Raw genomic sequence first — 22960 nt, forward strand, 5'->3', positions numbered from 1 at the left:
TTCAGCAACAACTCACGCTGGCTTCGCTCTGCTTCAGTTGCGGCGGCTTCCCATAGTGAGTCACCTGCCCGTCCGTGTGGAAAACTTCCCAGATCAATCCGTCAGGGTCGCTGGTCCAGTTTTTCTCTGATGAGGCGTAACAACAGGTTGTTGCGCCTTCTTCGAACCGCGGACCGGCGGCATCCTGCACCCGTTGATAGGCCGTCTCCAACTCTTCGAGATTTTCTGCCTGCAGGCCAACATGGGCAATGCCCGTCTGATCGCTGGCAGGTTCAATCGAAAAATTGATGTACGGGTCATCCAGCATCCATTTGATGTAATCGGGCTTCACGACAGCAGGCTGCTCGCCAAATAGCTTTGCGTAATAGGTCCGGGATTTTTCGAGGTCCGAGACTTTCAGATTGAGGTGAAATCTTTTCATGCGTCTTGTCCTTCCATACATGTTTCGGCCGCGTCTGCGGGCAGGCAGTCATCGCCCGCGCAGCAATTTTCCAAAAGAAACGCCATCAACCGGTTCATCGCCTGAAAATCGGCGCGATAGATGATCGAACGACCATCCCTTTCATCGCTCACCACGCCGCCATTTTTCAGGTGCGACAGGTGAAAGGATAGCGAGCTGGCCGGCATATCGAGTTGTTTGGCGATCTGCCCCGCCGGCAATCCGCTGCGCCCCGCCTGCACCAGCAAGCGAAATATCGCCAGACGATGTTCCTGCGCCAGGGCAGAGAGAGCGTCGACGGCTGTGTGATTTCGAATCGTTTCCATATTTCCAGTATTATCGAAATACAAACGCAGAGTCAATCTCCGCGGCCCTTTCGCAAACTTCGACAACCAGGAACGCGCTTAGACTGCCACCAGATTGTAAACGAGCTGAGCGACGTAGATGACCAAGAGGATAGCCCCCTCCCACCGCGTTATCCGCCGCCCGGTGGCCGCGAAGATCATCAGCAAGACAGAGATAGCGATCAACAAAGGCAGGCCATAGCTGGTGATCTCACCGGGAATAGTACCCGGCGCAATCACCGCCGTTACCCCGCCGATCAGCAGCAGGTTAAAGATGTTCGAACCTAGCACATTGCCCAGCGCAACCGCACTCGCCCCCTTGTAAGCCGCAATGACCGAAGTGACGAGTTCCGGCAGCGATGTTCCGATAGCAATGACAGTCAGACCGATAACAGCCTCACTCATACCGACAAGGCGCGCCAAATCAACCGCTCCCTCAACCAGCCAGCGTCCGCCAGCAATGATCAGCACAATGCCTCCGATCAGGATAAGAATGGAACGCCAGAGCGGCCCCTCATCATGTAAATGTGTATCGGTCACTTCAAGTGCCTCTGCTTTTTCATGCAATGCACTAGCCCCTACAGGCTGGGTTTTCTCGGCCCAGTAGGCGTAACTGAGATAGGCGCAGAGCAAGATCAGAAAAGCGGCGCCGATGGTGATAGTAATCCCGCTGGTGCTAGCTACAAACCAGAGGATGATAGTGGCGACCAGCGCTAAACCGCCGTCACGCCATAGCGGTCCACGCGGCACGACCATCGGCAATATCAAGGAGGCCGTGCCCAGGATCAGCAGACTGTTGGCGAGATTCGAGCCCACAACATTACCCCAGGCAATACCAGGCGACCCTGCCCGCGCTGCCTCTACGCTAGCCACCAGTTCAGGCGCCGACGTTCCAAAACCGACAATTGTGAGACCTATGAGCAGTTGCGACATACCCGCACGCTCAGCGACACGCACCGCTCCCCGAACAAGCAATTCACCGCCGCCGATCAAGACTACAAAACCAGCCAACAGGGTGAAAATTGCGATCAGCATCCTAGGTTATCTTAACCGTCGCGCTTGCCAAGCAATCGAAGCCGCAGAGCGTTGAGCTTGATAAAACCTTCCGCATCCTTCTGGTCATAGGCGCCGGCATCATCCTCAAAAGTCACCACATCTTCGCTATAAAGGTTGAAGTTAACATCGGCCTTCCGGCCAACAACATTGACCGACCCTTTGTATAATTTGAGCCTTACCGTGCCGGTTACCCGCTCCTGGCTCTTGTCGATCGCTGCCTGCAGCATCTCACGCTCTGGCGCGAACCAAAAGCCGTTATAGACAAGTTCCGCATAGCGTGGGGCCAGTTCATCCTTCATATGCGCCGCGCCACTGTCGAGGGTTAATTGCTCGATCCCGCGGTGCGCTGCGTGATAAATGGTACCGCCGGGCGTTTCGTACATGCCCCGTGATTTCATCCCGACAAAGCGGTTCTCGACCAGATCGAGCCGGCCAATACCGTGCTCACGGCCATAGTCATTGAGTTTTTCAAGCAAGATCGCAGGGCTCATGCCTTCGCCATTAATAGCGACACCATCACCGCGTTCAAAGTCTATGGTTATATATTCCGGCTTGTCCGGCGCATCTTCCGGGTGGTTTGTGCGGGAGTAGACATAATCGGGGACCTCTTCCCAAGGGTCCTCCAATATCTTGCCCTCAGAAGAGGTATGAAGCATATTGGCATCAGTTGAGAAAGGCGCTTCCCCGCGCTTGTCCTTAGGTACCGGTATCTGATGTTTCTCGGCAAACTCGATCAATCTTGTCCGACTGGTCAGATCCCATTCCCGCCAAGGCGCGATAACCTTCACCTCCGGATTGAGGCCATAATAGCCAAGCTCGAAGCGAATTTGATCATTACCTTTGCCGGTAGCACCATGTGCAACGGCATCTGCTCCGGTCAACTTGGCGATCTCGATCTGGCGCTTGGAAATTAGCGGTCGAGCGATGGATGTACCGAGCAGATAAAGCCCCTCATAAAGCGCATTGGCCCGCATCATCGGAAAGACATAATCTTTCACGAATTCTTCGCGCAAATCGTCGATAAAGATATGTTCCGGCTTAACGCCCAGCAGTTCAGCCGTCTTACGTGCGGGCTCCAGCTCTTCACCCTGCCCGAGATCGGCGGTGAAGGTAACAACCTCACAGCCATATTCCTGTTGCAGCCATTTCAGAATAACACTGGTATCAAGTCCGCCGGAAAAGGCCAGAACCACACGCTTTACGGAATCGCTCATGCTCATACTTTCAAAAAGAGAATTTCGCCGCGCCTAACAGGCTCCATATTTGTAAGCAATATGATATGCAGGGTTGAGAGGAGGAAAACATGGCAGAAGCAAAAAACAAGACAAGAGAGAATAATGGTGATGTGAACGCTTTCATTGCCAATGTCGAACATGATGGGCGCCGAGCGGACGCCATGGAATTGCTCGATATGTTCAAGGACATAACCGGCGAAGAACCCAAAATGTGGGGAGAGAGCATCGTCGGCTTTGGCAGTTATCATTATAAATATGACAGCGGGCGTGAAGGCGATATGTGCCGGTCAGGGTTTTCGCCCAGAAAACAAAATCTAAGTCTCTACGTATTGGGCTGTACCAGTGAACAGGAGAACATAGCGAAACAATCGGAATTGCTTGAAAAGCTGGGGCCGCACAAACGCGGATCCTCGTGTCTTTACATCACCCGGCTTGATCGGATTGATCGCGGCATACTGACAGAACTCATCGCATTCGACAAAGTGGCGATGGACAACAAATATCCTCGATAACCGATTTACCCAACAATCAGGCGTTTAAGGTCTGCTCGACCTCTCCGATATAATCGCGCGTCAAGGGCAATGTATGCCGGTTCCGGCTGAACTGAATCTGATAATTACACATGCTGCCGCTCTCAAACGCCGCCGTGGCACCCGCCAGATAAAAGGTCCAGAGCCGGAAGAATCGCTCATCATATAGAGCGACAATCTTTTCTTTATTTGCCACAGTCCGCTTGTACCATTCACGCAAAGTCAGCGCATAATGCAGCCGAAGTGTCTCAATATCCGTTGCCATCAACCGGAAATGCTCGCTGGCCTCGACCGTCTCACTCAATGCAGGAATATACCCTCCGGGAAAGATATATTTACGAGTGAAGGCGTCAGTGGTTCCCGGCTTGCCCATCCGTCCGATCGTGTGGAGCAGCATAACCCCGTCGTCAGTCATCAGATTGGCCGCACAACGAAAAAAGGTTTTGAAATTCGGTACACCGACATGCTCAAACATGCCGACAGAAACTATACGATCAAACTGCCCGGCATCGCGCTCGGCAAGGTCACGATAGTCGATCAACTCAAATTGGACCTTGTCTGCAACGCCCTCTCTTTCCGCCCGCTCCTGAGCGACTTTCAGCTGCTCTTCGCTCAGCGTAATGCCTAGCACATCAACACCAAATTTTTGATTTAGATAGAGTGCCATCCCGCCCCAGCCGCAGCCGATATCCAGCACGCGCTGGCCTGCCTTCAGATCCAGCTTTGCTGCGATATGGGCCTTCTTGTCCAGTTGAGCCTGCTCAAGCGTATTGTCTGGGTCAGTCCAATAGGCACAGCTATATTGCATGTCTTTGTCGAGAAACAGCTCATAGAGATCACGGCTAAGGTCATAGTGATGGGCAACATTGGCCTTGGATCGGCGCTGTCCGTTGATACTATCCAAACGCGCAGCAATGAGGCTTTTGACTTTCTTGAAAGCGCTGGGATCACTCAGGCGGCCGCCTCTTTCCCAACGCTTGTTGGCACGCAGTAGCTGGACCAATTCCATGATATCACCCTGCTCGACAACAAGGCGCCCATCCATAAAAGTTTCGGCAGCACCCAGGCGCGGATCGAGCAATATCTGCCGCATCACGCCTTTGTCGGTCAAACGCACAGCGACATCCGGAAAGCCGGTTTCCGATTTCCCAAATTTTTCCGTCGACCCATCAGCATGAGCTACTGTAATTGATCCTCTTGTTACTACGCTCCCAAGAAAGCGACCCAATATGGACATCCATTGCTCCTCAGCACAAAAAACCCGTTAAATTCCTGCATACCATTCGTAGCTGCCGACATCTTCCCAATATCCGCCCTTGCCTTCACCGATATTGTCCAGAGTGGCAACCGCTTCAATCCCGGTAACATATTTTGCATGTTTATAGCCCAGCTGCCGCTCTACGCGCAGCCTCAGAGGTGCACCATTTTCAATCGGTACAGATTCACCGTTCAGTCGATGCGCCATGATCGTTTGAGGATGGAAAGCGTCGAGCAGGTCAATGCTTTCATAATATGGTCGTCCGCCAAGCCGATCAGCGCAGTGGAAAACCAAAAATTTCGCACTGTCTTGCAGTTGCGCCAAGTCGAGTAACAATTTGAGTGGCACTCCGGTCCATTGGCCAATAGCGCTCCAGCCCTCAACACAGTCGTGCCGGGTGATCTGCGTACGCTGCGGCATTGACAACAAGGCTGCCAAAGAAAAATTTTGAGGTTTCTTGAACAGCCCGGTCAAGCGCAATTGCCAGTCTGCGAAGCCCTGTGCCGCGCTGGCCGCATAGTCTGGAGTCCCTGGATCGCGCGTACCATTTGCTCGGAATTTCGGAGACAGGTCCTTGATGCTATATTCGCTGGCTAGCTCCATCCGGTCACCCAGAGCGCGCTGGACCAGAAAATTTGCATCCTCTGCACTACCCAATATGTTCTGGAAAGTCTGGTTGCGGCTGAGTGCATCACAACCACTCAGCAAACTGCCAGCGCCAAGTGCGCCAGTGGTAATGAGAGTTCGCCGGCTAAGCATCTTACGCATGATCGCTATCCTCTCGTTTGCCGCCGGTGGTCATGGCGCACGTCTGTTTGAATGGCCCTGCCAGCAACAACGTGATCATATGAACAATGAAGAACAATACCAGCAGAGACATGCCAATAAAATGAATGGACCGTGCTGACTGGCGACCACCAAATATATCGGTGAGCCACGGCCAGTTCGCATCCATTGCTGGCGACATCGCCAATCCGGTAAAAATCATTAGCGGCAAAAGGATAAAAATTACCCCAACATAGCTGAACTTCTGAAGAATATTATAGATATTGACCGTACTGGCTTCGTGAAACCGTAACCGCAAATGGTTTCTCACATCGCGCAAGATGTTGGAGGGCCGCCATTCCGCACGAGAAATATGCAAATCTTCTTGCACATGGCGATTGAACATGGATCGGATCATGAAAAATGCTAATCCGACGCTGAAAATCCATGCAAAAAAGAAATGCCAACGCCTTCCTTCAGCAAGGCTGTAGTAGGACGGGATGGTTGCCCAGCCCGGAAAAGCCCATGTCTGTATCTCGCCATTGCTATCTCGCCAGTTGCCGATAAAGCCGGTTGTCTCGATTTTTGTCTCACCTAACCGGACATAACCTAAGGTTTGCGAAGACCCGACAGCCGCCCAGGCATAGTCATCACTGGAGCCATATTCCCCCCAATAGAGCCGCGGGTGAGCATTGAAGATCGTCAAACCGCTCATCACCAAAGCAAGCAAGCAGAGAGCGTTAACCCAGTGCCAGAGCCGGGTCGTCAGCTTGTGGCGCTTTTCAGGACCATTTTTTGAATCTGTATTTTGCATTTGCACCATGTTATCGGATAGTTCGCAATATAGGAACAAAAGGTTACCGGGCAAAATGTGACGAATTTGTCACCTACCATCGCACATAGTGCAAATCCTGTTTTTGAATCAAATAAGCTGTTTACTACCCGTTTCAGCATCAGTATTGGCGTTTCGATTTCTGACTATCAATAATTGAAATAATAGAGTCGGAAATTATTATCTATATATCAAGGGCAATCAAAAAAATGAAAATATTTACTCTCGCGGTTGCGGCCGCAGCTTTCTTTGTCGCGTCCCCGGTAATAGCAAAAGACACTCGCGATTTTTCTGGTTTTAAAGGCACGGCGGTGGTCGGCTACGATAACGCTGACTTCGGCGTGTTTATAACTACCGAGCGCTTTGATCTCAAAAATGCAGAAGGTCTGATATACGGCATCAATCTTGGCTATGATCGTCAGAGTGGTAGTTTTTTGTACGGAATTGAACTCGAAGCAACAGATTCAGCTGCTGATGTTGATGACCGGTTCCTTGGACAAATCGAAATGGGCCGCGAACTTTATGCCGGCGGCCGTGTTGGCTTCGTCGTCAGCGGCAATACTCTGATTTATGGCAAAGCTGGTTATGTCGATGCACGCTTGCGGACGGTCGGCTTCCAAAGCATCGGCCTCGACGGCTTTCGCGTGGGCGGCGGCGTCGAATATAAGATCAACAAGAGCATTTTCGCGCGGGCGGAATATCGTTACTCCGAAATCGACCGGGGAGTAAAACGCAACCAAGGCGTCGTAGGACTTGGGGTGAATTTCTAACTGAATATTTAAATTGCATTGAAGAGAAGGTGGGCGATACGCTCGCCTTCTTTTTATGGTCAGGGCGCGCTTTTTTGTAGTCAGGGCGGATTAACAGAACTAGAATTGGCAGCATCACGATATTGGAATTGTCATGAATAATAGACAAGCAATCACATTGAACCCCGATCCACTCGCCCCCTACGCCATTGCGCCCGGTTGGCGGGTTGGCGATATGTTGTTTCTGTCAGGTCAGGCCGCCATTGACGAAGCTGGTAACATCGTCGGTGCAGGAGACTTTGATCAACAGCTAGCGCAGGTCTTCATCAACATCGACCGAGTGCTAGCGGCTGGCGGTAGCGATCGGGAAAAGATCGTCAAGGTTACCATCTATCTTACCGACATGGCCTTTTTCCCGCAGATCGTCGAAGCCAGAAAACACTATTTTTCAGAGCCCTATCCGGCAGATACAATTGTCGAAGTCAAAGCCTTGGCACTCCCCGACCTGATGGTGGAAATTGACGTAATCGCAACTATTTAGATCTGCCACATCAGCCGAGCGCCGCTTGCTTCTCTTCCGCCAGACGATCGAGTTCAGCCCGGCTCTTCTTTTCGCTGGCCGACTTTAACTGTCCGCAAGCGGCCATGATATCACGCCCGCGCGGGGTCCGCACGGGAGCACTGATACCAGCATCAAAAACGATCTTGGAAAACGCCTTGATCCGCTCCGGCGTCGAGCATTCATAGGCCGAACCGGGCCACGGGTTGAACGGTATGAGGTTCACCTTGGCGGGCAAGTCATATTGCCGCAGCAGATTGACCAATTCGCGCGCATCTTCGTCGCTGTCATTCTTGTCTTTCAACATCACATATTCAAACGTGATCCGCCGCGAGTTGCTGGAACCGGGATAATCCGCACAGGCCTGTAGCAGTTCTTCAATAGAATATTTGCGGTTGAGCGGCACGATCTCGTCGCGCGTTTCCTTGTTTACGGCATGTAGGGATATTGCCAGATTGACGCTTATTTCTTCGCCGGCCCGCGCGATCATAGGTACCACTCCGCTCGTCGACAAAGTAATCCGGCGGCGCGACAGAGCCAGTCCGGCCCCATCCATGACGACTTTCATCGCATCACGGACATTGTCAAAATTATACAGCGGTTCACCCATGCCCATAAGCACGATATTGGTCAGCAAGCGGCCATCAGATTTATAGGCCTGATTATATTCCTTGGTGTTTTCTGCTTCTTCTTCGTCGGCAAAATCCATGACGCCTTTGGGCCACTCGCCCAACGCATCGCGCGCAAGCATCACCTGTCCAACAATCTCGCCGGGAGTTAGATTACGCACCAGGCGCATTGTCCCCGTGTGGCAGAACCGGCAGTTGAGCGTGCACCCGACTTGCGAGGAAATACATAGTGTCCCGCGATCTTCATCGGGAATGAAGACCATTTCATAATCCTGCTTGTCGGCAGACCGCAGCAACCATTTGCGCGTTCCATCTTCCGACAAATGAGCTTCGACAATCTCTGGCCGTCCAATCACAAACCGCTGTGCCAACCAAGGACGCAGGGTCTTGCTCATATCGGTCATGATAGAAAAGTCGTCGATGCCGCGATGATACATCCAGTGGAACAGCTGTTTGGAGCGCAACTTCCCCTGCTTCTCATCCAATCCCGCTTCGATCAGCACGTCGCGGATTTCAGCCACGCTCAGACCGATCAGGTCAACGCGCCCGTCTTCACGGGGCGTAACTTTGGCGGGAAGCGGGACAGGATCAATATGGCCGGGAATCTGCATGGGGCGCATATAGGACCACAACGGCTGAAATACCAGCCATCAGCTTTTCAACCGCGAACAGCCCAATGATGCCGCGTCAATTGCAGTTGCCGCACCGCGCAGCAAGTAAGCATCAACAATCGGTTTGCCATCACGTCCGGTGCTCTCGATCGTCATGCTGTTAGCAGACCGCAAGGCAGCAATAATTGCTGCATCCATGCGTTTATCCTGCGACCAGCCATCGGAACGATTGGCCGTCAGTTGGAACCGACGGCCGCCAATACCGACCATGACACGGCTATTGGTGGAGCGATCGCGACTAAGACGCACATGAAATTGTGCGCGAACATTACGCCTGGGCCAGAAACCAACGGAGGCATAAGATTTGCGCTCGGCCTTGCCCCTTATGTCCTCTGACTCTGCAATGGCGTAACAGCGTGGCACTGCGGGATCACGAAAAGCGCCCCAGCTGTTGAACACGCCGAGAGAGTCCTTGGCCGCAATCGGCGCAGAAAATGCTGCTAGACAGATGGCAGTCAGGGTGGCTGCAGTCCTCATGCCTTCTCGCTCTCTCCCGCGCCGAGGTGGACAATCGTCTCCTCGCCATCGACAATTTGGACCATCGAACCCTGCGGAAGGCTCTCAGCAATCGGCGCATTGATCAATTCTAGTGGCGGCTGCCCGGTCAACAATCCCCGCAACACGCGGCTGGTCATACCGTGGCTAATCAGCAGCATGTCACGATCAAATGCTTGATCGGCAAGCCAAGTCTTCAGCCGGTTCACAATGTCACGATAGGTCTCTCCGCCAGGCGCTTGGGTAAGAAATAATCCCTGTTGGTGATCAACTTGCAGCTGGCCATTGAGCTTGCTGTAATAAACGCCCTCCCATTCTCCCATATCGATTTCTCGAAGACGGGAATCAGGAATGGTATTATGCCAATCCAGTTCAATATGCTCACAAACGATCGACAAGGTTTGTAGCGCCCTGCCCGTGTCAGAAGCAACGAGATCAAGGTTGCAAAAACCGCCCAAATAAAGCGCAAGCGCACGGCCCATTTCATCAGCCTGGGCAAAGCCGCGTTGTGTCAAAGGGGTATGCGCATCATTGCCCTGAATACGGCCAGCCAGATTGAAAATCGTCTCGCCATGGCGAGCAATGAACAGGCGTTTTCCATTTGTACTGATATTGCGGCTTAAATTGCTCATAACTATGGTCTAATTCGCTTTTGCATAACGTCGCTGGTCGATATCTTTAGCGGGTTTAACCGCATTGTGTGTTTTTTCCACAGATTTTCACCGCAATATCTTTATCACCTCATGTATCGGGCTTGCCCTATTGGTTGATATTGTTAATGAGACGATGACTATCTGTGAACTGGACGGAGTCTTTGCCTTGTCCGGGCACAGTCATTGGGGCGAAATACATTGCCCAAGGACAGGAAATGAAGGACGGTATATGAAAGCGACAATTGAACGCGCAGCACTGCTGAAAAGTCTGGGCCATGTCCAGTCAGTGGTTGAGCGGCGCAATACGATCCCAATTCTGTCCAATGTGTTGATCGAAGCCAGTGAAGGTGGCGGAATTAAGTTAATGGCGACCGACCTAGACCTGCAGGTCGTTGAGACCGTCGAGGCACAAGTGGAAACTGCCGGCTCGATAACCGTTTCCGCCCACACTTTGTTCGATATTGCCCGCAAATTGCCTGATGGATCACAGGTTCAACTGGACGCTGCCGATGGCAAGATGAAAGTCAATGCAGGCCGTGCACGATTTAATCTGCAAACTCTTCCCCGCGATGATTTTCCCATCATTGCTGAGGGCGATCTGCCCACCAGTTTTGAGTTACCGGCAGCATCCTTGGTACAAATTATCGACAAAACCAAATTCGCGATCTCTACTGAGGAAACACGCTATTATCTGAACGGCATTTTCCTGCACGTTCAGGACGAAGAGACGCCGGTCCTGAAGGCTGCGGCCACGGACGGCCATCGTCTGGCCCGTGTCACCCTGCCCCGCCCTGCTGGTGCCGAAGGCATGCCGGACGTCATTGTGCCGCGCAAATGCGTCAACGAACTGCGCAAGTTGCTCGACGAAAATGGTGAAGCATCTGTCCAGATTGATCTGTCCGCGAGCAAAATTCGCTTTACCCTTGGTACTGCTATCCTGACCAGCAAGCTGATCGACGGTACTTTCCCGGATTATACACGCGTCATTCCAACCGGAAATGACAAGATCCTGAAAATCGATCCAAAGAGTTTTGCGCAAGGCGTTGACCGAGTTTCCACCATCGCCACCGAAAAGACCCGCGCAGTCAAAATGGCATTGGGTGATGACAAGATCACGCTGTCAGTCACGTCTCCGGAAAATGGCACAGCGGCAGAAGAAGTGCCTGGAGCCTACAAGGAAGACGGCTTCGAGATTGGCTTTAACTCGCGGTACTTGTTGGATATTTTGAGCGAGATTGAAGGCGACAATGTCGAGCTTCACCTCGCCGATGCCAGCGCGCCCACATTGATCCGTGAGGATGACAAGTCACCAGCTCTATATGTGCTGATGCCAATGCGGGTGTAGTAAAGTCGCTTCATCCGACACCGAACTATTCGTGCTCTGGGGTTTCCCGATAGATGAGACCACGATCTTGGCTCTGTTCCCGGTCTTGTTTCTGGGTATGTGGTTGCTTATTGTTACCTTGCTTGGACGGATGTCGGGATGGAACAAGCTTCAAAACCGATTCCCAGACAGACCTGACGAAAGCCTGATCATCATGCGAGCCCAATCTGGCGCTATGGGCGGGATATCGTCAGCAAAAGTGAATTTTTCGGGCTGTTTACGTCTCGACGTTTGCCGGACAGGCCTGCGCGTATCCATGTGGAAAATTTTCGGACCATTCCAAGACCCCTTCTTTGTTCCTTGGGGCCAAATCGATGTTTCGGATGCATCGATTTTCAAATTTAAACGCCATCGCCTTGCCTTCGGAACCCCGGAAAGCGGCTTCCTGATCATTGCAGACAAAACCGCAAAGATGATTGCAACACAAAGCCCGATAAAATTATCTTGATAACAATCCTTGCTAGCCATGGATGGTAAGCAGGATTATAGACCCGCCACAGCGATGAATGCAGCTCCTTCTTCTCGACAGCCTTTACGAGGCCATCTGGTGACTATCACTCTGACTGTGGTCGCGCTGCTGCTTTCTGCTCTGGCTCCGCAGGGCTTCATGCCCAAATATTCTACAGACGGTTTTTCCATCGAGCTGTGTTCCGGTCATGCGAATAACAAGCTCGCTATCACACCGGATCATCCCGACTATGCGATGCTGGCGATGGTATATGACGGCCCGGAAAAACCCGATACACCAAATTCCGAAACTGGAAACTCAGTCTGTACCTATGCGGCGTCCTCAGGCGCCGGCCTGATTTCAGCCGCCTCCGCTATTACGCTCTCCGATCACGTCATGGCCCCACATGTGCCAGAAGCACAGCGCCATTTTGCCGTCCGCAATCGGATCAATATTCCGCCAGCAACCGGACCACCTGTCGCCGTCTGATCTCAGTTACCGGCCGTTTCTGGAACTTTTCAGCGGCTAAATATCAGACAATCGCAGGAAAAAACTATGAAATACTCGCTTTGCGCAGGGGCGTTTTTCGCCGCCTGCCTTTCTACTCCCACGCTCGCCCATGATGTCATGGCCGATGATCACGCCCCGATAGGTGTGATGGCCGACCATGCTCACAAGAAGGGCGAGGTTATGTTCTCCGTCCGCCATATGCATATGGAAATGAGCGGCAATCAGATCGGGACCGACAGCATCTCTCCCGAAGATATTGCAACCACTATACCCAACCGTTTTTTCGGCGCTCCAGGCCAACCGCCAACTTTGCGAATTGTGCCAACCTCCATGCGCACCGACATGACCATGGTGGGAGCGATGTACGCACCGACCGATTGGGTCACTCTGATCGCCATGGGTAGTTATGTCGAAAAGGAAATGGAGCATATAACCTTTGCAGGAGGTGCCGGTACTAATGTGCGCGGCAATTTCACGACCAATCCAAAGGGATTTGGCGACATCACACTCGGCGGTATTTTTCCGATACTCGGAGTATCGGATCGCAAGGGCGATGTGCAGCGAGAGCTTAATGTCCGGGCTGCGGTCTCCATCCCGACTGGCTCGACAACAAAGACGGCACAAATCCTCACACCGATGGGTGCAGAGCCAACCGTCCGTGTGCCCTACATGATGCAAATCGGATCGGGCACATGGGACCTCAAACCGTCCGTGACTTACAAAAGCTGGCACGGCTCTATTGGTCTTGGCTCACAATATTCCGGGACGATCCGTACTGGCACGAATGACCAAGGTTACCGCTTTGGTGATGTGCACGAACTGACCACCTGGATCAGCTATCGCCCGGCCCAATGGATCAGCCTGTCTGGCCGTATCAAGGGCCGAGCGACCAGTCCGGTGGAAGGCATTGATCCGATGATCATGGGGCCGGTCCAAACCGCCAACCCCGACTTTCAGGGCGGCGAGCGTGTTGACCTGATCGGTGGGATCAATTTGGTTGGAACGCACGGGCCGCTAGCAGGTCATCGTCTGGGAATCGAGGTTGGCGCTCCGGTTTATCAGGACCTTAATGGACCCCAAATGACGGGCGACTGGATGTTCACCATCGGCTGGCAAAAGTCATTCTAGCCATTTGAATAGGGTGCTCCGCATTTGATGCGGAGCACCTCTAACCAAATGCTTACTCTGCCGCTTCCAGCATCTCGGCATTTTGCGGACCGCGGATCAAACCACCGGGGCGCTTGTCTGTCACCACACCGCCCTTGAAAGTCACCTGTCCCGACTTGATCGTATAGTCATAGCCGTCAGCCTTTTGCAGCAATCGCTTGCCGCCAGCAGGCAGATCAAAGGCAAGCCATGGTTTGCCCAGTTTGATCCGGTCCATGTCGATCACATTGACGTCAGCGAGATACCCGGGTTTCAAAACTCCGCGGTCATTCAGCCCGTAGAGACGAGCCGTATCCAGGCATTGCCGCTTGATCGCATTTTCAATTGTGATGGTTCCGCGCTCGCGGTTTTTAACCCAATGTTCCAGCATGAAAGTTGGGCTTGCTGCGTCACAGATAGTTCCACAATGCGCGCCACCGTCAGACAAGCTATTCACTGTGTCATCGGCATGTTGCAACGGATGAAGAAAATCCAGATTGCCATCAATATAGTTTAGAATAGGCAGATAGATCAGCCCTTTACCGTCATCAGACATCAGAAGATCATAAGCATATTCCGCAGGTGTAACGCCCGCGGCATTGGCCCGCGCATTGATACTTTCTTCCGCGGTCGGCTCATAATTAAAACCATCATCCATCTGATAGTGCATCGCCCAGCCATCGGTGACGATAAACTGAACAGGTGCCATATCAACATTTTCTGCCGGAAGGCTGGCCTCGGAAATCATTTGTGCCCTGAAATCGGGATCGCTGAGCCGGGCATATTTCTCTTCCCACGGCAGCTCGGCAATGGACTCCCAGCTTGGTTTACGGACAAATGGATGAACCGTACCCTGCCAAGCCATGATGATCCCATTTCCGCGTAACGCGATTTGCGCGACAATATTTGCGCCGTTGTCATTTTCGGCTCGCATATTGGCAATCTGCTCCTCGAGCGGTTGATCCTTGGCAATGGACTGTAACGCCGCAAATGTTACCGGCAGACCAGTTTCCCGACTGAGATCACCCATCCATCCAAACTCATCCCATTCCCGGTTAAGATCAGACGCCATCTCGAAGACACCATAGCCAACCCGGCCCATGGCCCGGCCAATCCCGATCAACTCTTCCTTGGTTGCCGTCGTACCCGGCACCAGCTCCCCATCTACCGAGCGGTGCAGCACGGTGCGGGAGGTTGAAAAGCCCAGGGCACCGGCTCGCAAACCGTCTTCCACAATTTTCGACATCTGCTCCACGTCATCTTCAGTGGGAACCGCACCCGGTTTCTCCCGATCGCCCAATACATAAGCGCGAATAGCGCCATGTGGGACGTGGGTAGCAACATCAATGGTACGTGGTAGTTCCTCCAGCGCATCCATATATTCCGGAAATGTTTCCCAGTTCCAGGTCATCCCTTCGGCAAGCGCTGTGCCGGGAATATCTTCAACGCCTTCCATCAGACCAATGAGCCATTCATGCTTGTCAGGCTTGGCCGGGGCAAAACCGACGCCGCAATTACCCATGACCACAGTGGTTACACCATGCCAGCTTGAAGGTGCCATTTCATCGTCCCAAGTGGCTTGCCCGTCATAGTGGGTGTGCACATCGACAAAGCCGGGAGAGACAATTTTTCCGGTCGCATCAATTTCTTCATGCCCCTTGGCGGTGACTGTACCCACCAAGGAGACACGATCCCCGTCAATGGCAACATCGGCTGTAAAAGGTGCACTGCCAGTGCCATCAACCACTGTACCGCCGCGAATTACCAGATCATGCATCGAGTCTCTCCTGATTATTTTCTTGAGGAGTAACAGATTTAACTGGATGATTAAAGCCTTCTGCTGTTAGACTTTTTCCATGACAGATACGCCATCATGGAATCCGGATCCCGACAGCGGGATTACCATTCAATGGGTCGAGGCCAACGGCCAGACTTTTGAGGTCGCACAGTCAGGTGAGGGAAAAAGACTCGCCTTGTGCCTGCACGGTTTTCCTGAACTGCATTATAGCTGGCGCTTTCAAATCCCTTTGTTGGTGGAGCAAGGCTACCGGGTATGGGCACCAAATATGCGCGGCTATGGCGGATCGAGTAAACCAGCGACTGTGCGCGATTACGCTCTGGACCATCTCTGTGCCGATGTCGCGGCACTTATCGACGCGAGCGGCGCGGAAGAAGTGACGCTGATCGCACATGATTGGGGTGCGATTGTTGCATGGGCTTTTGCAATCCAGAAAATCCGCCCCCTGAACCGTCTTGTCATCATGAATGTACCACACCCAATGGTCGGTAGACGCGAAATCCGCCATTGGCGCCAGCTTCGGCGCAGCTGGTACATCTTCTTTTTCCAGATTCCGTGGTTGCCGGAATTTTTGATCTCGCGCCGCAAAGGCGAAGCAATTAGGGGGGCATTTTTCAATATGGCTCAAGACCAAAGCAACTTTTCAGACAAAGTTTTGGATGTTTTCGCAAAAGCTGCTTCGCGACCGGGGTCGCTGACCGCGATGTTGAATTACTACCGCGCATTGGTCAGACATCGAGGCGTAGTCGATCTGGAGGATAGACAACTTGATACGCCAACCCTGATGATCTGGGGAGAGGAAGACAGCGCGCTCAACATCAAATGCACAGAAGGTACCGAACAATGGGTAACTAACCTGGAATTACATCGCCTACCAGGCGTATCGCATTGGGTGCAGCAGGAAGCGCCTGAAAAGGTCAACGCAATTTTGCGGGGCTGGCTGGCTTAGCTTTCCCTCGCCGCAATCATTTCATCAATGTCTGTGAACTTCTCACGCGGTGCACCGCTGCGGGCATTAGCCACTTCCGCTTCTTCAATTTTCTTCCAGTCGCGAAAGGTGACTGCTTCAACGCCACGGCGTTCGAACAGCCGATCCAATCCTTTCCGTCCCTCCTTATTGTCCCCTGCCCCAATATCTTCAGCTACCGCCTCGATTATCGCAAATCCATCCGGTTTGTTCGTACCAATTGTCCCGGTCGGCCCTCTTCGCGCCCAGCCGACGCAATAGAGACCCGGCAATATCCGGCCATCAACATTGGCAAACCGGCCGCGACCATGTTCGTAGGGTACGCCTTCAATTGGCGGCGTACGATAACCGATGCAGCTGATCACGAGGGAACATTCTAATTCATAGCGTTCGCCAGTTCCTTTAGAACGCAGTTCAGCATCCAGTTCTGTTTTCTCCACAATCAGTTTTTCGACTTTGCCATCACCCTGAATCTCAACTGGCATGGCAAAAAAGTCGAAATCGATAACGACCGGCTTGTCTCGCAACTCTCCGGCGCGGTCAAAAAAACTGCGTAAATGGGTCACTGATTTACGCATACCGGGCTCGAGCATCGCATCTGCACCCTCGTCAGGAAAATCCAGCGTATCAATCACCGGACGCGCGCGTTCCAGATGACCCAGCTCGCCCAATTCTTTCGGGGTCATGGCAATTTGATGAGGGCCTCGTCTGCCGAGAAGCGTAATTTTATCGACATTGCTTTGTTTCAACTGGTCAAGCGCATGCCCCACAATATCGCTACCGGCAAACTCGGCTTCAGTCTTGGCCAGAATGCGCGCCACATCCAAAGCGACGTTACCGTTCCCAATCACAGCCACAGACTTGCCATCCAGCGGTGGATCGAGGTCTCTGTAATCAGGATGGCCGTTATACCATCCGACAAAGGCCGCGCTCCCGATAACACCGGCCAAATCACTGCCCTCAATTTCCAGTGGCCGATCATTGGGGGCACCAGTGGCCAGGATTACCGCGTCATAAAAGCTCTGTAGTTCCTCGATACTAACATCTTTTCCCACGGAAACATTACCGGCAAAATGAACGTTATCGCCGAGAGCGGTTTTCTCGTAACGCCGGGAGACGGCCTTGATCGATTGATGGTCCGGGGCAACGCCAGTTCGAATCAGACCAAAGGGGACCGGCAACCGGTCAATGATATCGATGGTAACGTCGTCACCATATTTTTTTTGCGCCGCTTCGGCCGAGTAATAGCCCGCCGGCCCCGACCCGATGATCGCGATATGCCGCATCCGCATTCCTCCCAGAATCAAGGTTGTTTACCTCTACCTGCATGCTAACGGCATAATTATAAAAGAAAAGAGTTACAGGCTGTGCCTATCTTTTTGGTTGGCAGACGGGTCGAAAATAAGCATGTCTAAAACGTGCTATAGATCACAATCAGGGGAGCCTAATACCGTTACAACATATTACAGTGCCTCAGAGTCATGACCAGTTTTTGTCATCATACAAATCTCGAGGTCGCGAATTGATCTGCCGCTGGTAGGGAATTGACTGATTCAGTTTCGCGCAGTGGGCAGAGTATTTTAAATCGGAGGGAATATCATGTTGAAGAAAATTATCACCGCCATAGCTGTCTCATCAATCGCGCTTTCCGGCGGTACGGCGCTGGCTGCAGGCAAGTCAAAGGGCCAGAAAGCTCAGGAACGCGGTGTTGCTGAAATTCCTGTTTGTTACAAAAAGCTCGGGACCATTGCCATTGTGGAACCGGAACAGCGTTGGTGGGTGAGCTACAAGCTCGGTTCACCGGAAGCACTGATTAAAACCTTTGTCGCACGCTCTGGCTGTTTTGGTCTGGTTGATCGCGGTCGTGGTCTGGCAAGCAGGGCTGTTGAGCGAGCGCTGGCGGATTCAGGCGAATTGCAACGCGGTTCCAATATCGGCAAGCGTCAGGTGAAAGCTGCAGACTATGTTATCGTGCCCGATATTATTTCTGCCAATAACCGCTCCGGTGGCGGTGGTGCGCTGGGCGGCATTGCAGGTGCATTGGGTGGGCGGACATTGGGCGGCCTATTTGGCGGCATCAAGGTCAATAAGAAAGAGGCAAATGTAACCTTGTCGCTGGTCAACGTGCGCACGACCGAAATGGAACGCATTACCGAAGGCTATTCCCGCAAATCTGATCTGAAATTTGGCGGTGGAGGCGGCGGCTTCTTTGGCGGCGTTCTTGCTGGCGCAGCAGGCGGTGGTTATACCGATACCCAGATTGGCCGGGTAATGGCCCTCGCCTATCTCGACGCATATACAAAAATGGTGACACAGCTTGGCGGTCTTCCCGAAGACCCTAGCGCCGCTGCACCGCAAGCAGAATAGGGCCGCGTTCGGCTAGGACAAGATCATCCCCGGTACGGCCAAATGCCTTGCCGGGGATTTTTTCAGGAGATGGTAAGAATGAACAAATTTGCAATCGCTTTGATGGCAGCAACGCTGTTCACTTCCTGCTCCGTCTCTGCGGAAAACTCTGCAGCGGATCATGAAGCAATGAGCGGTACGTTGCTGGTGGGCAATAAGGGCGAAGATACGCTCAGCTTCATTGACCTGGCATCCGGTCAGGATATCTCCCGCGGTGATACCGGTAAAAATCCTCATGAAGTTGCAATCTCGCCGGATGGGCAACTGGCAGCTGTTGTTTCTTATGGCGCGGAACATATCGATATTTTCGAAGTTGCCGCGCAAAGGAAGATTGAAACTATAGCGTTGACGCCGGGCAAAAGCCCGCATGGCATTGTGTGGCTGGATGACGGGCGGATCGTTGCCTCAACCGAAGGTAGCGACAGTATAACGATTGTATCGCCACCTTCCGGGGAGAGCCAGACCCGCGAAGTTACCCAAATTTCGACCGGACAGAAGGGCAGTCATATGCTGGTGGTAACACCGGATAAAAGCCGCGCCTTTGTTAGCAATATGCAGTCCGGAACGGTGAGCGTCCTTGATCTTGTGGAGGGCTCCAAGATCAAGGACCTGCCCGCCGGTACAGAGCCGGAAGGCATTGCCATCACACCGGATGGAAAAACCGTCTGGGTCGCCGACCGGCGTGGCGATCTGATGCGGGTATTTGATGCCGACAGCCTGGATGAAATTACCACAATCAAAACCGGTAATTTCCCGATCCGTGTGGCCATCAGCCCGGACGGCAAAATCGCTGTGACGTCCAATCTCGGCGATGGCGCGCTGGGCCTGTTCGATGTTGACACAAGGCTGCCGAAGGGCACCATCAAACTTGGCGGCAGCCGGGAATCGGCTCAAGTCACTATCCTTTTTTCACCGGACGGTAAGCGGCTTTATGTTGCCGAAACCGGACTGAACCGGATTGCCGAAGTTGACATGATCGAAGGCAAGCTGATCCGCCACTTCACTGTCGGAAAGAACGGCGATGGATTGGGTATTGTTCAAACCGTCGAAGCAGATCAAACCGAATAGGGTAACAGCCCGCTGATATTGATGAGATATTTTTCTAGGGTCGCACTTTAGGAAGATAGCAATGCAAAAACCATTTAATCCCCTGCAGGCACGCATGCTGAAAGCACTCACTCAAACGCTGTTCCACGACACACCCATGGCGATTTCCCCGTCGCAAGTGGTGGAGAACCTTCAGGAGCATTTCTCCAATATCGATGGCGACAAGCCAAAGGAAATCGGGCTGGCGCTCTATGGACTGTTCCTGATCCTCGGCGGCCCCTTCTTTCTACTCGCACCGCCAAAAATGCGGCAGAGTCTGATCCGCCGCCGCCTGCAGAACAGCCGCGTGGATCTGTTTCAGGATATCGCCCGCACCAAGGGTGTGATTCTGGCTGGCTATTATGGCCACTGGGAACGCGGCGATGAGGAACTGAATTTCGATAACCCGATTTACCAACGGCTCAAATATCTGTTGCCGGGCCAACGGGACCGTTCCGCCCCTGGTGAGCTGCCGGTCAGGCGCGAACCGAGACGCGATCTGAAAGCCGAAGTGTTTGTCGGCCATGATGCTATTCCCGAAGAAGTGGACGTCATCGTTATCGGGTCCGGCGCAGGCGGCGCGGTTGCGGCAGCGTCCGTGGCCGATGAGGGACATGAAGTCCTCATCCTCGAAGCGGGTCATAACTACCCCTCGTCCCGTATCACCCATGAAGAAGCCCGCATGACGGCCCGCCTGTTCAAGGACGGGGCGCTGCAAACAACCAAAGATCGCGACGTAATTGTTTTTCAGGGGCGCGTTGTTGGCGGTTCGACAGTGATTAACAATGGTATCTGTCTACGCATGAAACATGCAGGCCTCGTCCATCCGCAGGCAGAAGACGTGTACAAAACATGGGATGCTTTAGGCGCACCGGTTAGCGAAGCGGAACTCACCGTCAGCTATGAGGCGGTTGAAGGTACGCTGGAAGTTTCCGAAATATCGGCGATATCGGGGCGAAATAACGGTCCCCATTTACTGGATGGCTGGAACAAATATGCGGCGCAATCCAATGATCCGATGGACAAGCAGGCCATTTCCGCATGGTTTCAGAAAAATTATGGTCCTAAAACCCCTGATAGCGAATGCGTATATTGCGGCTATTGCAACACCGGCTGCCCCTATGGCCGCAAGAAAGCGATGCCCGAGAGTTTCCTCACCCATGCCACCAGCACAGATCGCGACAAACCCGCACGCATACTGGACGGCGCGGAAGCAAACGAAATTGTTTGGAAAGATGGCACGCAGGATGCGCGCGTAGCCGAGGCAGTTCAAGTCACCCTCCGCGACGGCCGAAAACGAACTATAAAAGCGCGCAAGGGCGTCGTAGTGGCCGCCGGAGCACTGGCGTCCAGCAACTTACTGATCAACAGCGGGATCAAAAAATCCGGTGATGAAATATCGCTGAACATCGCGTGCCCGGTCGTCGCCTTGATGCCTGAAGGACACGAGATGAATGTCTGGAACGAGGACCAGATGGCGACCTATGTTGATCGCGGTGACTATCTGATCGAAAGCCATTTCCAACCCCCCATGAGCATGGCAACCTTGGTCCCCGGATGGTTTGACGAACATTTCCGGCGCATGCTCAACTATAACCGACTGGTTTCTGCCGGTGTGTTATTCCCGGCTGACCGTCTCGGAAAAATGGAGGACGGCAAGCTCAAACTGAAAGTGGGGGAACCGGAGCTCGCTCTGCTCCGCCGCGCACTGGCTACAATGACCAAGGTCCATTTCCTCAATGGCGCGATCGAAGTCTATCCGGCTCTCCTGAAAGGGCAAACCTTGCGCAAGGGAATGAGTGATTCTGAAATTGACGGCTTCTACCTGGACGCCATTGTCGAACCGGACGATGTAGTGCTGTCCAGCTCTCATCCCCATGGCGGCAATGCCATAAACGTGGATCCGGCCAAGGGTGTGGTTGACCTTGAACAGCGTGTTCACGGTACAACCAATGTCTATGTCACCGATGCCAGCGTGATGCCCAGTTGTATCCGGGTCAATGCCCAGCTCACCACCATGGCGATGGCTCACCGGGCAATGGCCGGGAAAAACCGGTTTGGATGAGCGATGCGAAGCTTAATGAGAAAGGGCCGGAACATAGGTCCGGCCCATCTTTGAAAGGACAGCCTGAACAAGTTGTTCGTTTACTCCGGTGCGACAACCAGACGGTTGTTTAGAGCCCGTACAGGGCGGGCACTGTCGCCCATCAGATTTTCAAAAGCTTCAATCTGTTCTTTGCTCGCGGTCACGGAGTCGCGCAATACATGCCAATTTACGCCTTCGCTGCACGGCGGCGTCGTCAGTGACCCCATGTAACGATAAACAGCCAGATCTTCAGGAAGCATTCCGGCGGGATCGATCATCTCGTCGGTACCCGCTTTGACATCCGACTTGCTTGATGGAGTTGCGGCCAGGATTTTCGCAAGCTCCGGGTTAGCCGCGCCTTCTTCAAACATCACGCCCAGGACGCCAAGCTTTCCATCAGCAGTCGCGTGCACAAAGTGACCGGTCAGTGGAAAGCGCTTTCCAGAAATTGCATGTTCAGAAGGAGTATGGAAATGGATCTGAATCAGGCTAAACGTCATACCGCCGCTGGTCATGGTCGAGCCGGCGGCAAAGTCATTCTGTACCGTCAGGCCTTTGTTGGTAACACCCATCGGCCCTGATTTGTAATCGACGGCAACAGCTACATTCCCAATCGCATTGGCACCAGCCAGATCAATTGGCGACTGCATGTTGCCGCTCTCGCAAATGGCATAGTCGCTGTGAAGCTGGCCCCATTTTTCAGCACCGCGTTCGGTACCATAATCATAGGATTTATTGTCAGCAGCTTGTGCTGGCACTGCCATTAACGCGGCAATAGCGACAGATGCGAAAGATTGACGTAGTTTCATTTTCTAGTCCCCTATCGTTTAAACGATCATTGTTTGTCTGCGAACTTATAGTTACGCGGCAATAGCCGATTTTCAAAAAATGGAAATTTCAAACCAAATGTCAAA

General features: G+C 52.9%; 23 protein-coding genes. 10 read left to right on the forward strand and 13 right to left on the reverse strand.

Annotation, left to right across the window (positions count from 1 at the left end):
* Position 1: 1 nt before the first annotated feature.
* From DK507_RS16220 to DK507_RS16235, 4 genes are all read right to left on the reverse strand, one after another.
* Positions 2-421, reverse strand: a complete 420-nt coding sequence (locus tag DK507_RS16220; protein ID WP_109357328.1) for a VOC family protein — start codon at positions 419-421, stop codon at positions 2-4.
* Complete coding sequence (locus DK507_RS16225; RefSeq protein WP_109357329.1) at positions 418-765, reverse strand: helix-turn-helix transcriptional regulator; 348 nt, start codon at positions 763-765, stop codon at positions 418-420. Before DK507_RS16225 ends, DK507_RS16220 begins: the two co-directional genes overlap by 4 nt.
* A gap of 78 nt (positions 766-843) precedes the next feature.
* The gene (locus tag DK507_RS16230) at positions 844-1818 is read right to left on the reverse strand and encodes a calcium/sodium antiporter (protein WP_109357330.1); all 975 of its coding nucleotides are present in this window, start codon (positions 1816-1818) and stop codon (positions 844-846) included.
* 11 nt (positions 1819-1829) lie between these two features.
* On the reverse strand, positions 1830-3053 hold the full coding sequence (locus DK507_RS16235; protein ID WP_109357748.1) for an argininosuccinate synthase: 1224 nt from the start codon (positions 3051-3053) through the stop codon (positions 1830-1832).
* 89 nt (positions 3054-3142) lie between these two features.
* On the opposite strand from DK507_RS16235, the gene DK507_RS16240 reads away from it, so the two are divergent.
* Positions 3143-3586 carry a DUF1801 domain-containing protein gene (locus DK507_RS16240; protein WP_109357331.1) on the forward strand — a complete coding sequence of 148 codons (444 nt, stop codon included), beginning with the start codon at positions 3143-3145 and terminating at the stop codon, positions 3584-3586.
* A 16-nt stretch (positions 3587-3602) separates the two neighbouring features.
* Here DK507_RS16240 and DK507_RS16245 read toward each other — a convergent pair whose 3' ends face one another.
* From DK507_RS16245 to DK507_RS16255, 3 genes are read right to left on the reverse strand one after another with little or no spacing between them, the layout of a single operon-like run.
* Complete coding sequence (locus tag DK507_RS16245) at positions 3603-4841, reverse strand: cyclopropane-fatty-acyl-phospholipid synthase family protein (RefSeq protein WP_109357332.1); 1239 nt, start codon at positions 4839-4841, stop codon at positions 3603-3605.
* A gap of 27 nt (positions 4842-4868) precedes the next feature.
* Positions 4869-5630, reverse strand: coding sequence for a molybdopterin-dependent oxidoreductase (locus tag DK507_RS16250; protein WP_109357333.1), 762 nt, complete (start codon positions 5628-5630; stop codon positions 4869-4871).
* Positions 5623-6441, reverse strand: coding sequence for a cytochrome b/b6 domain-containing protein (locus tag DK507_RS16255; protein WP_254054422.1), 819 nt, complete (start codon positions 6439-6441; stop codon positions 5623-5625). The genes DK507_RS16250 and DK507_RS16255 overlap by 8 nt, the downstream gene beginning before the upstream one ends.
* A 227-nt stretch (positions 6442-6668) precedes the next feature.
* On the opposite strand from DK507_RS16255, the gene DK507_RS16260 reads away from it, so the two are divergent.
* Both DK507_RS16260 and DK507_RS16265 read left to right on the forward strand, forming a co-directional pair.
* Positions 6669-7229, forward strand: a complete 561-nt coding sequence (locus DK507_RS16260; RefSeq protein WP_109357335.1) for an outer membrane protein — start codon at positions 6669-6671, stop codon at positions 7227-7229.
* Between the two features lie 133 nt (positions 7230-7362).
* Complete coding sequence (locus DK507_RS16265; protein WP_109357336.1) at positions 7363-7749, forward strand: RidA family protein; 387 nt, start codon at positions 7363-7365, stop codon at positions 7747-7749.
* 10 nt (positions 7750-7759) lie between these two features.
* Here the strand turns inward: DK507_RS16265 and rlmN are convergent, their stop codons facing one another.
* The 3 genes from rlmN to DK507_RS16280 are packed head-to-tail and all read right to left on the reverse strand — an operon-like array spanning position 7760 to position 10194.
* Positions 7760-9016: a 23S rRNA (adenine(2503)-C(2))-methyltransferase RlmN gene (gene rlmN, locus DK507_RS16270; protein WP_109357337.1), complete on the reverse strand. Its 1257-nt coding sequence runs from the start codon at positions 9014-9016 to the stop codon at positions 7760-7762.
* 30 nt (positions 9017-9046) lie between these two features.
* Positions 9047-9544, reverse strand: a complete 498-nt coding sequence (locus tag DK507_RS16275; RefSeq protein WP_109357338.1) for a hypothetical protein — start codon at positions 9542-9544, stop codon at positions 9047-9049.
* The gene (locus DK507_RS16280; RefSeq protein WP_109357339.1) at positions 9541-10194 is read right to left on the reverse strand and encodes a histidine phosphatase family protein; all 654 of its coding nucleotides are present in this window, start codon (positions 10192-10194) and stop codon (positions 9541-9543) included. Before DK507_RS16280 ends, DK507_RS16275 begins: the two co-directional genes overlap by 4 nt.
* 250 nt (positions 10195-10444) lie before the next feature.
* On the opposite strand from DK507_RS16280, the gene dnaN reads away from it, so the two are divergent.
* The 3 genes from dnaN (at position 10445) to DK507_RS16300 (ending at position 13685) form a co-directional block, all read left to right on the forward strand.
* On the forward strand, positions 10445-11560 hold the full coding sequence (gene dnaN, locus DK507_RS16285) for a DNA polymerase III subunit beta (RefSeq protein WP_109357340.1): 1116 nt from the start codon (positions 10445-10447) through the stop codon (positions 11558-11560).
* A gap of 586 nt (positions 11561-12146) precedes the next feature.
* A complete protein-coding gene (locus DK507_RS16295; protein WP_109357342.1) occupies positions 12147-12536 on the forward strand; it encodes a hypothetical protein in 390 nt (129 codons plus the stop codon).
* A 66-nt stretch (positions 12537-12602) separates the two neighbouring features.
* On the forward strand, positions 12603-13685 hold the full coding sequence (locus DK507_RS16300; RefSeq protein WP_109357343.1) for an alpha-amylase: 1083 nt from the start codon (positions 12603-12605) through the stop codon (positions 13683-13685).
* A 52-nt stretch (positions 13686-13737) separates the two neighbouring features.
* Here DK507_RS16300 and DK507_RS16305 read toward each other — a convergent pair whose 3' ends face one another.
* The gene (locus tag DK507_RS16305) at positions 13738-15480 is read right to left on the reverse strand and encodes an amidohydrolase family protein (RefSeq protein ID WP_109357344.1); all 1743 of its coding nucleotides are present in this window, start codon (positions 15478-15480) and stop codon (positions 13738-13740) included.
* A gap of 79 nt (positions 15481-15559) precedes the next feature.
* Between DK507_RS16305 and DK507_RS16310 the strand changes: the two genes are divergently transcribed.
* Positions 15560-16450, forward strand: coding sequence for an alpha/beta fold hydrolase (locus DK507_RS16310; protein ID WP_109357345.1), 891 nt, complete (start codon positions 15560-15562; stop codon positions 16448-16450).
* Here the strand turns inward: DK507_RS16310 and DK507_RS16315 are convergent.
* Positions 16447-17754 (reverse strand): FAD-dependent oxidoreductase, encoded by a 1308-nt coding sequence (locus tag DK507_RS16315; RefSeq protein ID WP_109357346.1) that lies wholly within the window; start codon positions 17752-17754, stop codon positions 16447-16449. The two genes, DK507_RS16310 and DK507_RS16315, sit on opposite strands and share 4 nt — an antisense overlap.
* A 313-nt stretch (positions 17755-18067) precedes the next feature.
* Between DK507_RS16315 and DK507_RS16320 the strand changes: the two genes are divergently transcribed.
* The 3 genes from DK507_RS16320 to DK507_RS16330 all read left to right on the forward strand — a co-directional run bounded on the left by DK507_RS16320 (position 18068) and on the right by DK507_RS16330 (position 22025).
* Positions 18068-18835: a CsgG/HfaB family protein gene (locus DK507_RS16320; RefSeq protein ID WP_109357347.1), complete on the forward strand. Its 768-nt coding sequence runs from the start codon at positions 18068-18070 to the stop codon at positions 18833-18835.
* 78 nt (positions 18836-18913) lie between these two features.
* On the forward strand, positions 18914-19942 hold the full coding sequence (locus DK507_RS16325) for a YncE family protein (protein WP_162559092.1): 1029 nt from the start codon (positions 18914-18916) through the stop codon (positions 19940-19942).
* 61 nt (positions 19943-20003) lie between these two features.
* Positions 20004-22025 (forward strand): GMC family oxidoreductase N-terminal domain-containing protein, encoded by a 2022-nt coding sequence (locus tag DK507_RS16330; RefSeq protein ID WP_109357349.1) that lies wholly within the window; start codon positions 20004-20006, stop codon positions 22023-22025.
* An 80-nt stretch (positions 22026-22105) separates the two neighbouring features.
* On the opposite strand, the gene DK507_RS16335 is transcribed toward DK507_RS16330, so the two are convergent.
* Positions 22106-22855: a carbonic anhydrase gene (locus DK507_RS16335; RefSeq protein ID WP_109357350.1), complete on the reverse strand. Its 750-nt coding sequence runs from the start codon at positions 22853-22855 to the stop codon at positions 22106-22108.
* Positions 22856-22960 lie beyond the last annotated feature (105 nt).

Origin of the sequence: Sphingorhabdus sp. EL138, from assembly GCF_900258045.1 — a bacterium.
Taxonomy (GTDB): domain Bacteria; phylum Pseudomonadota; class Alphaproteobacteria; order Sphingomonadales; family Sphingomonadaceae; genus Parasphingorhabdus.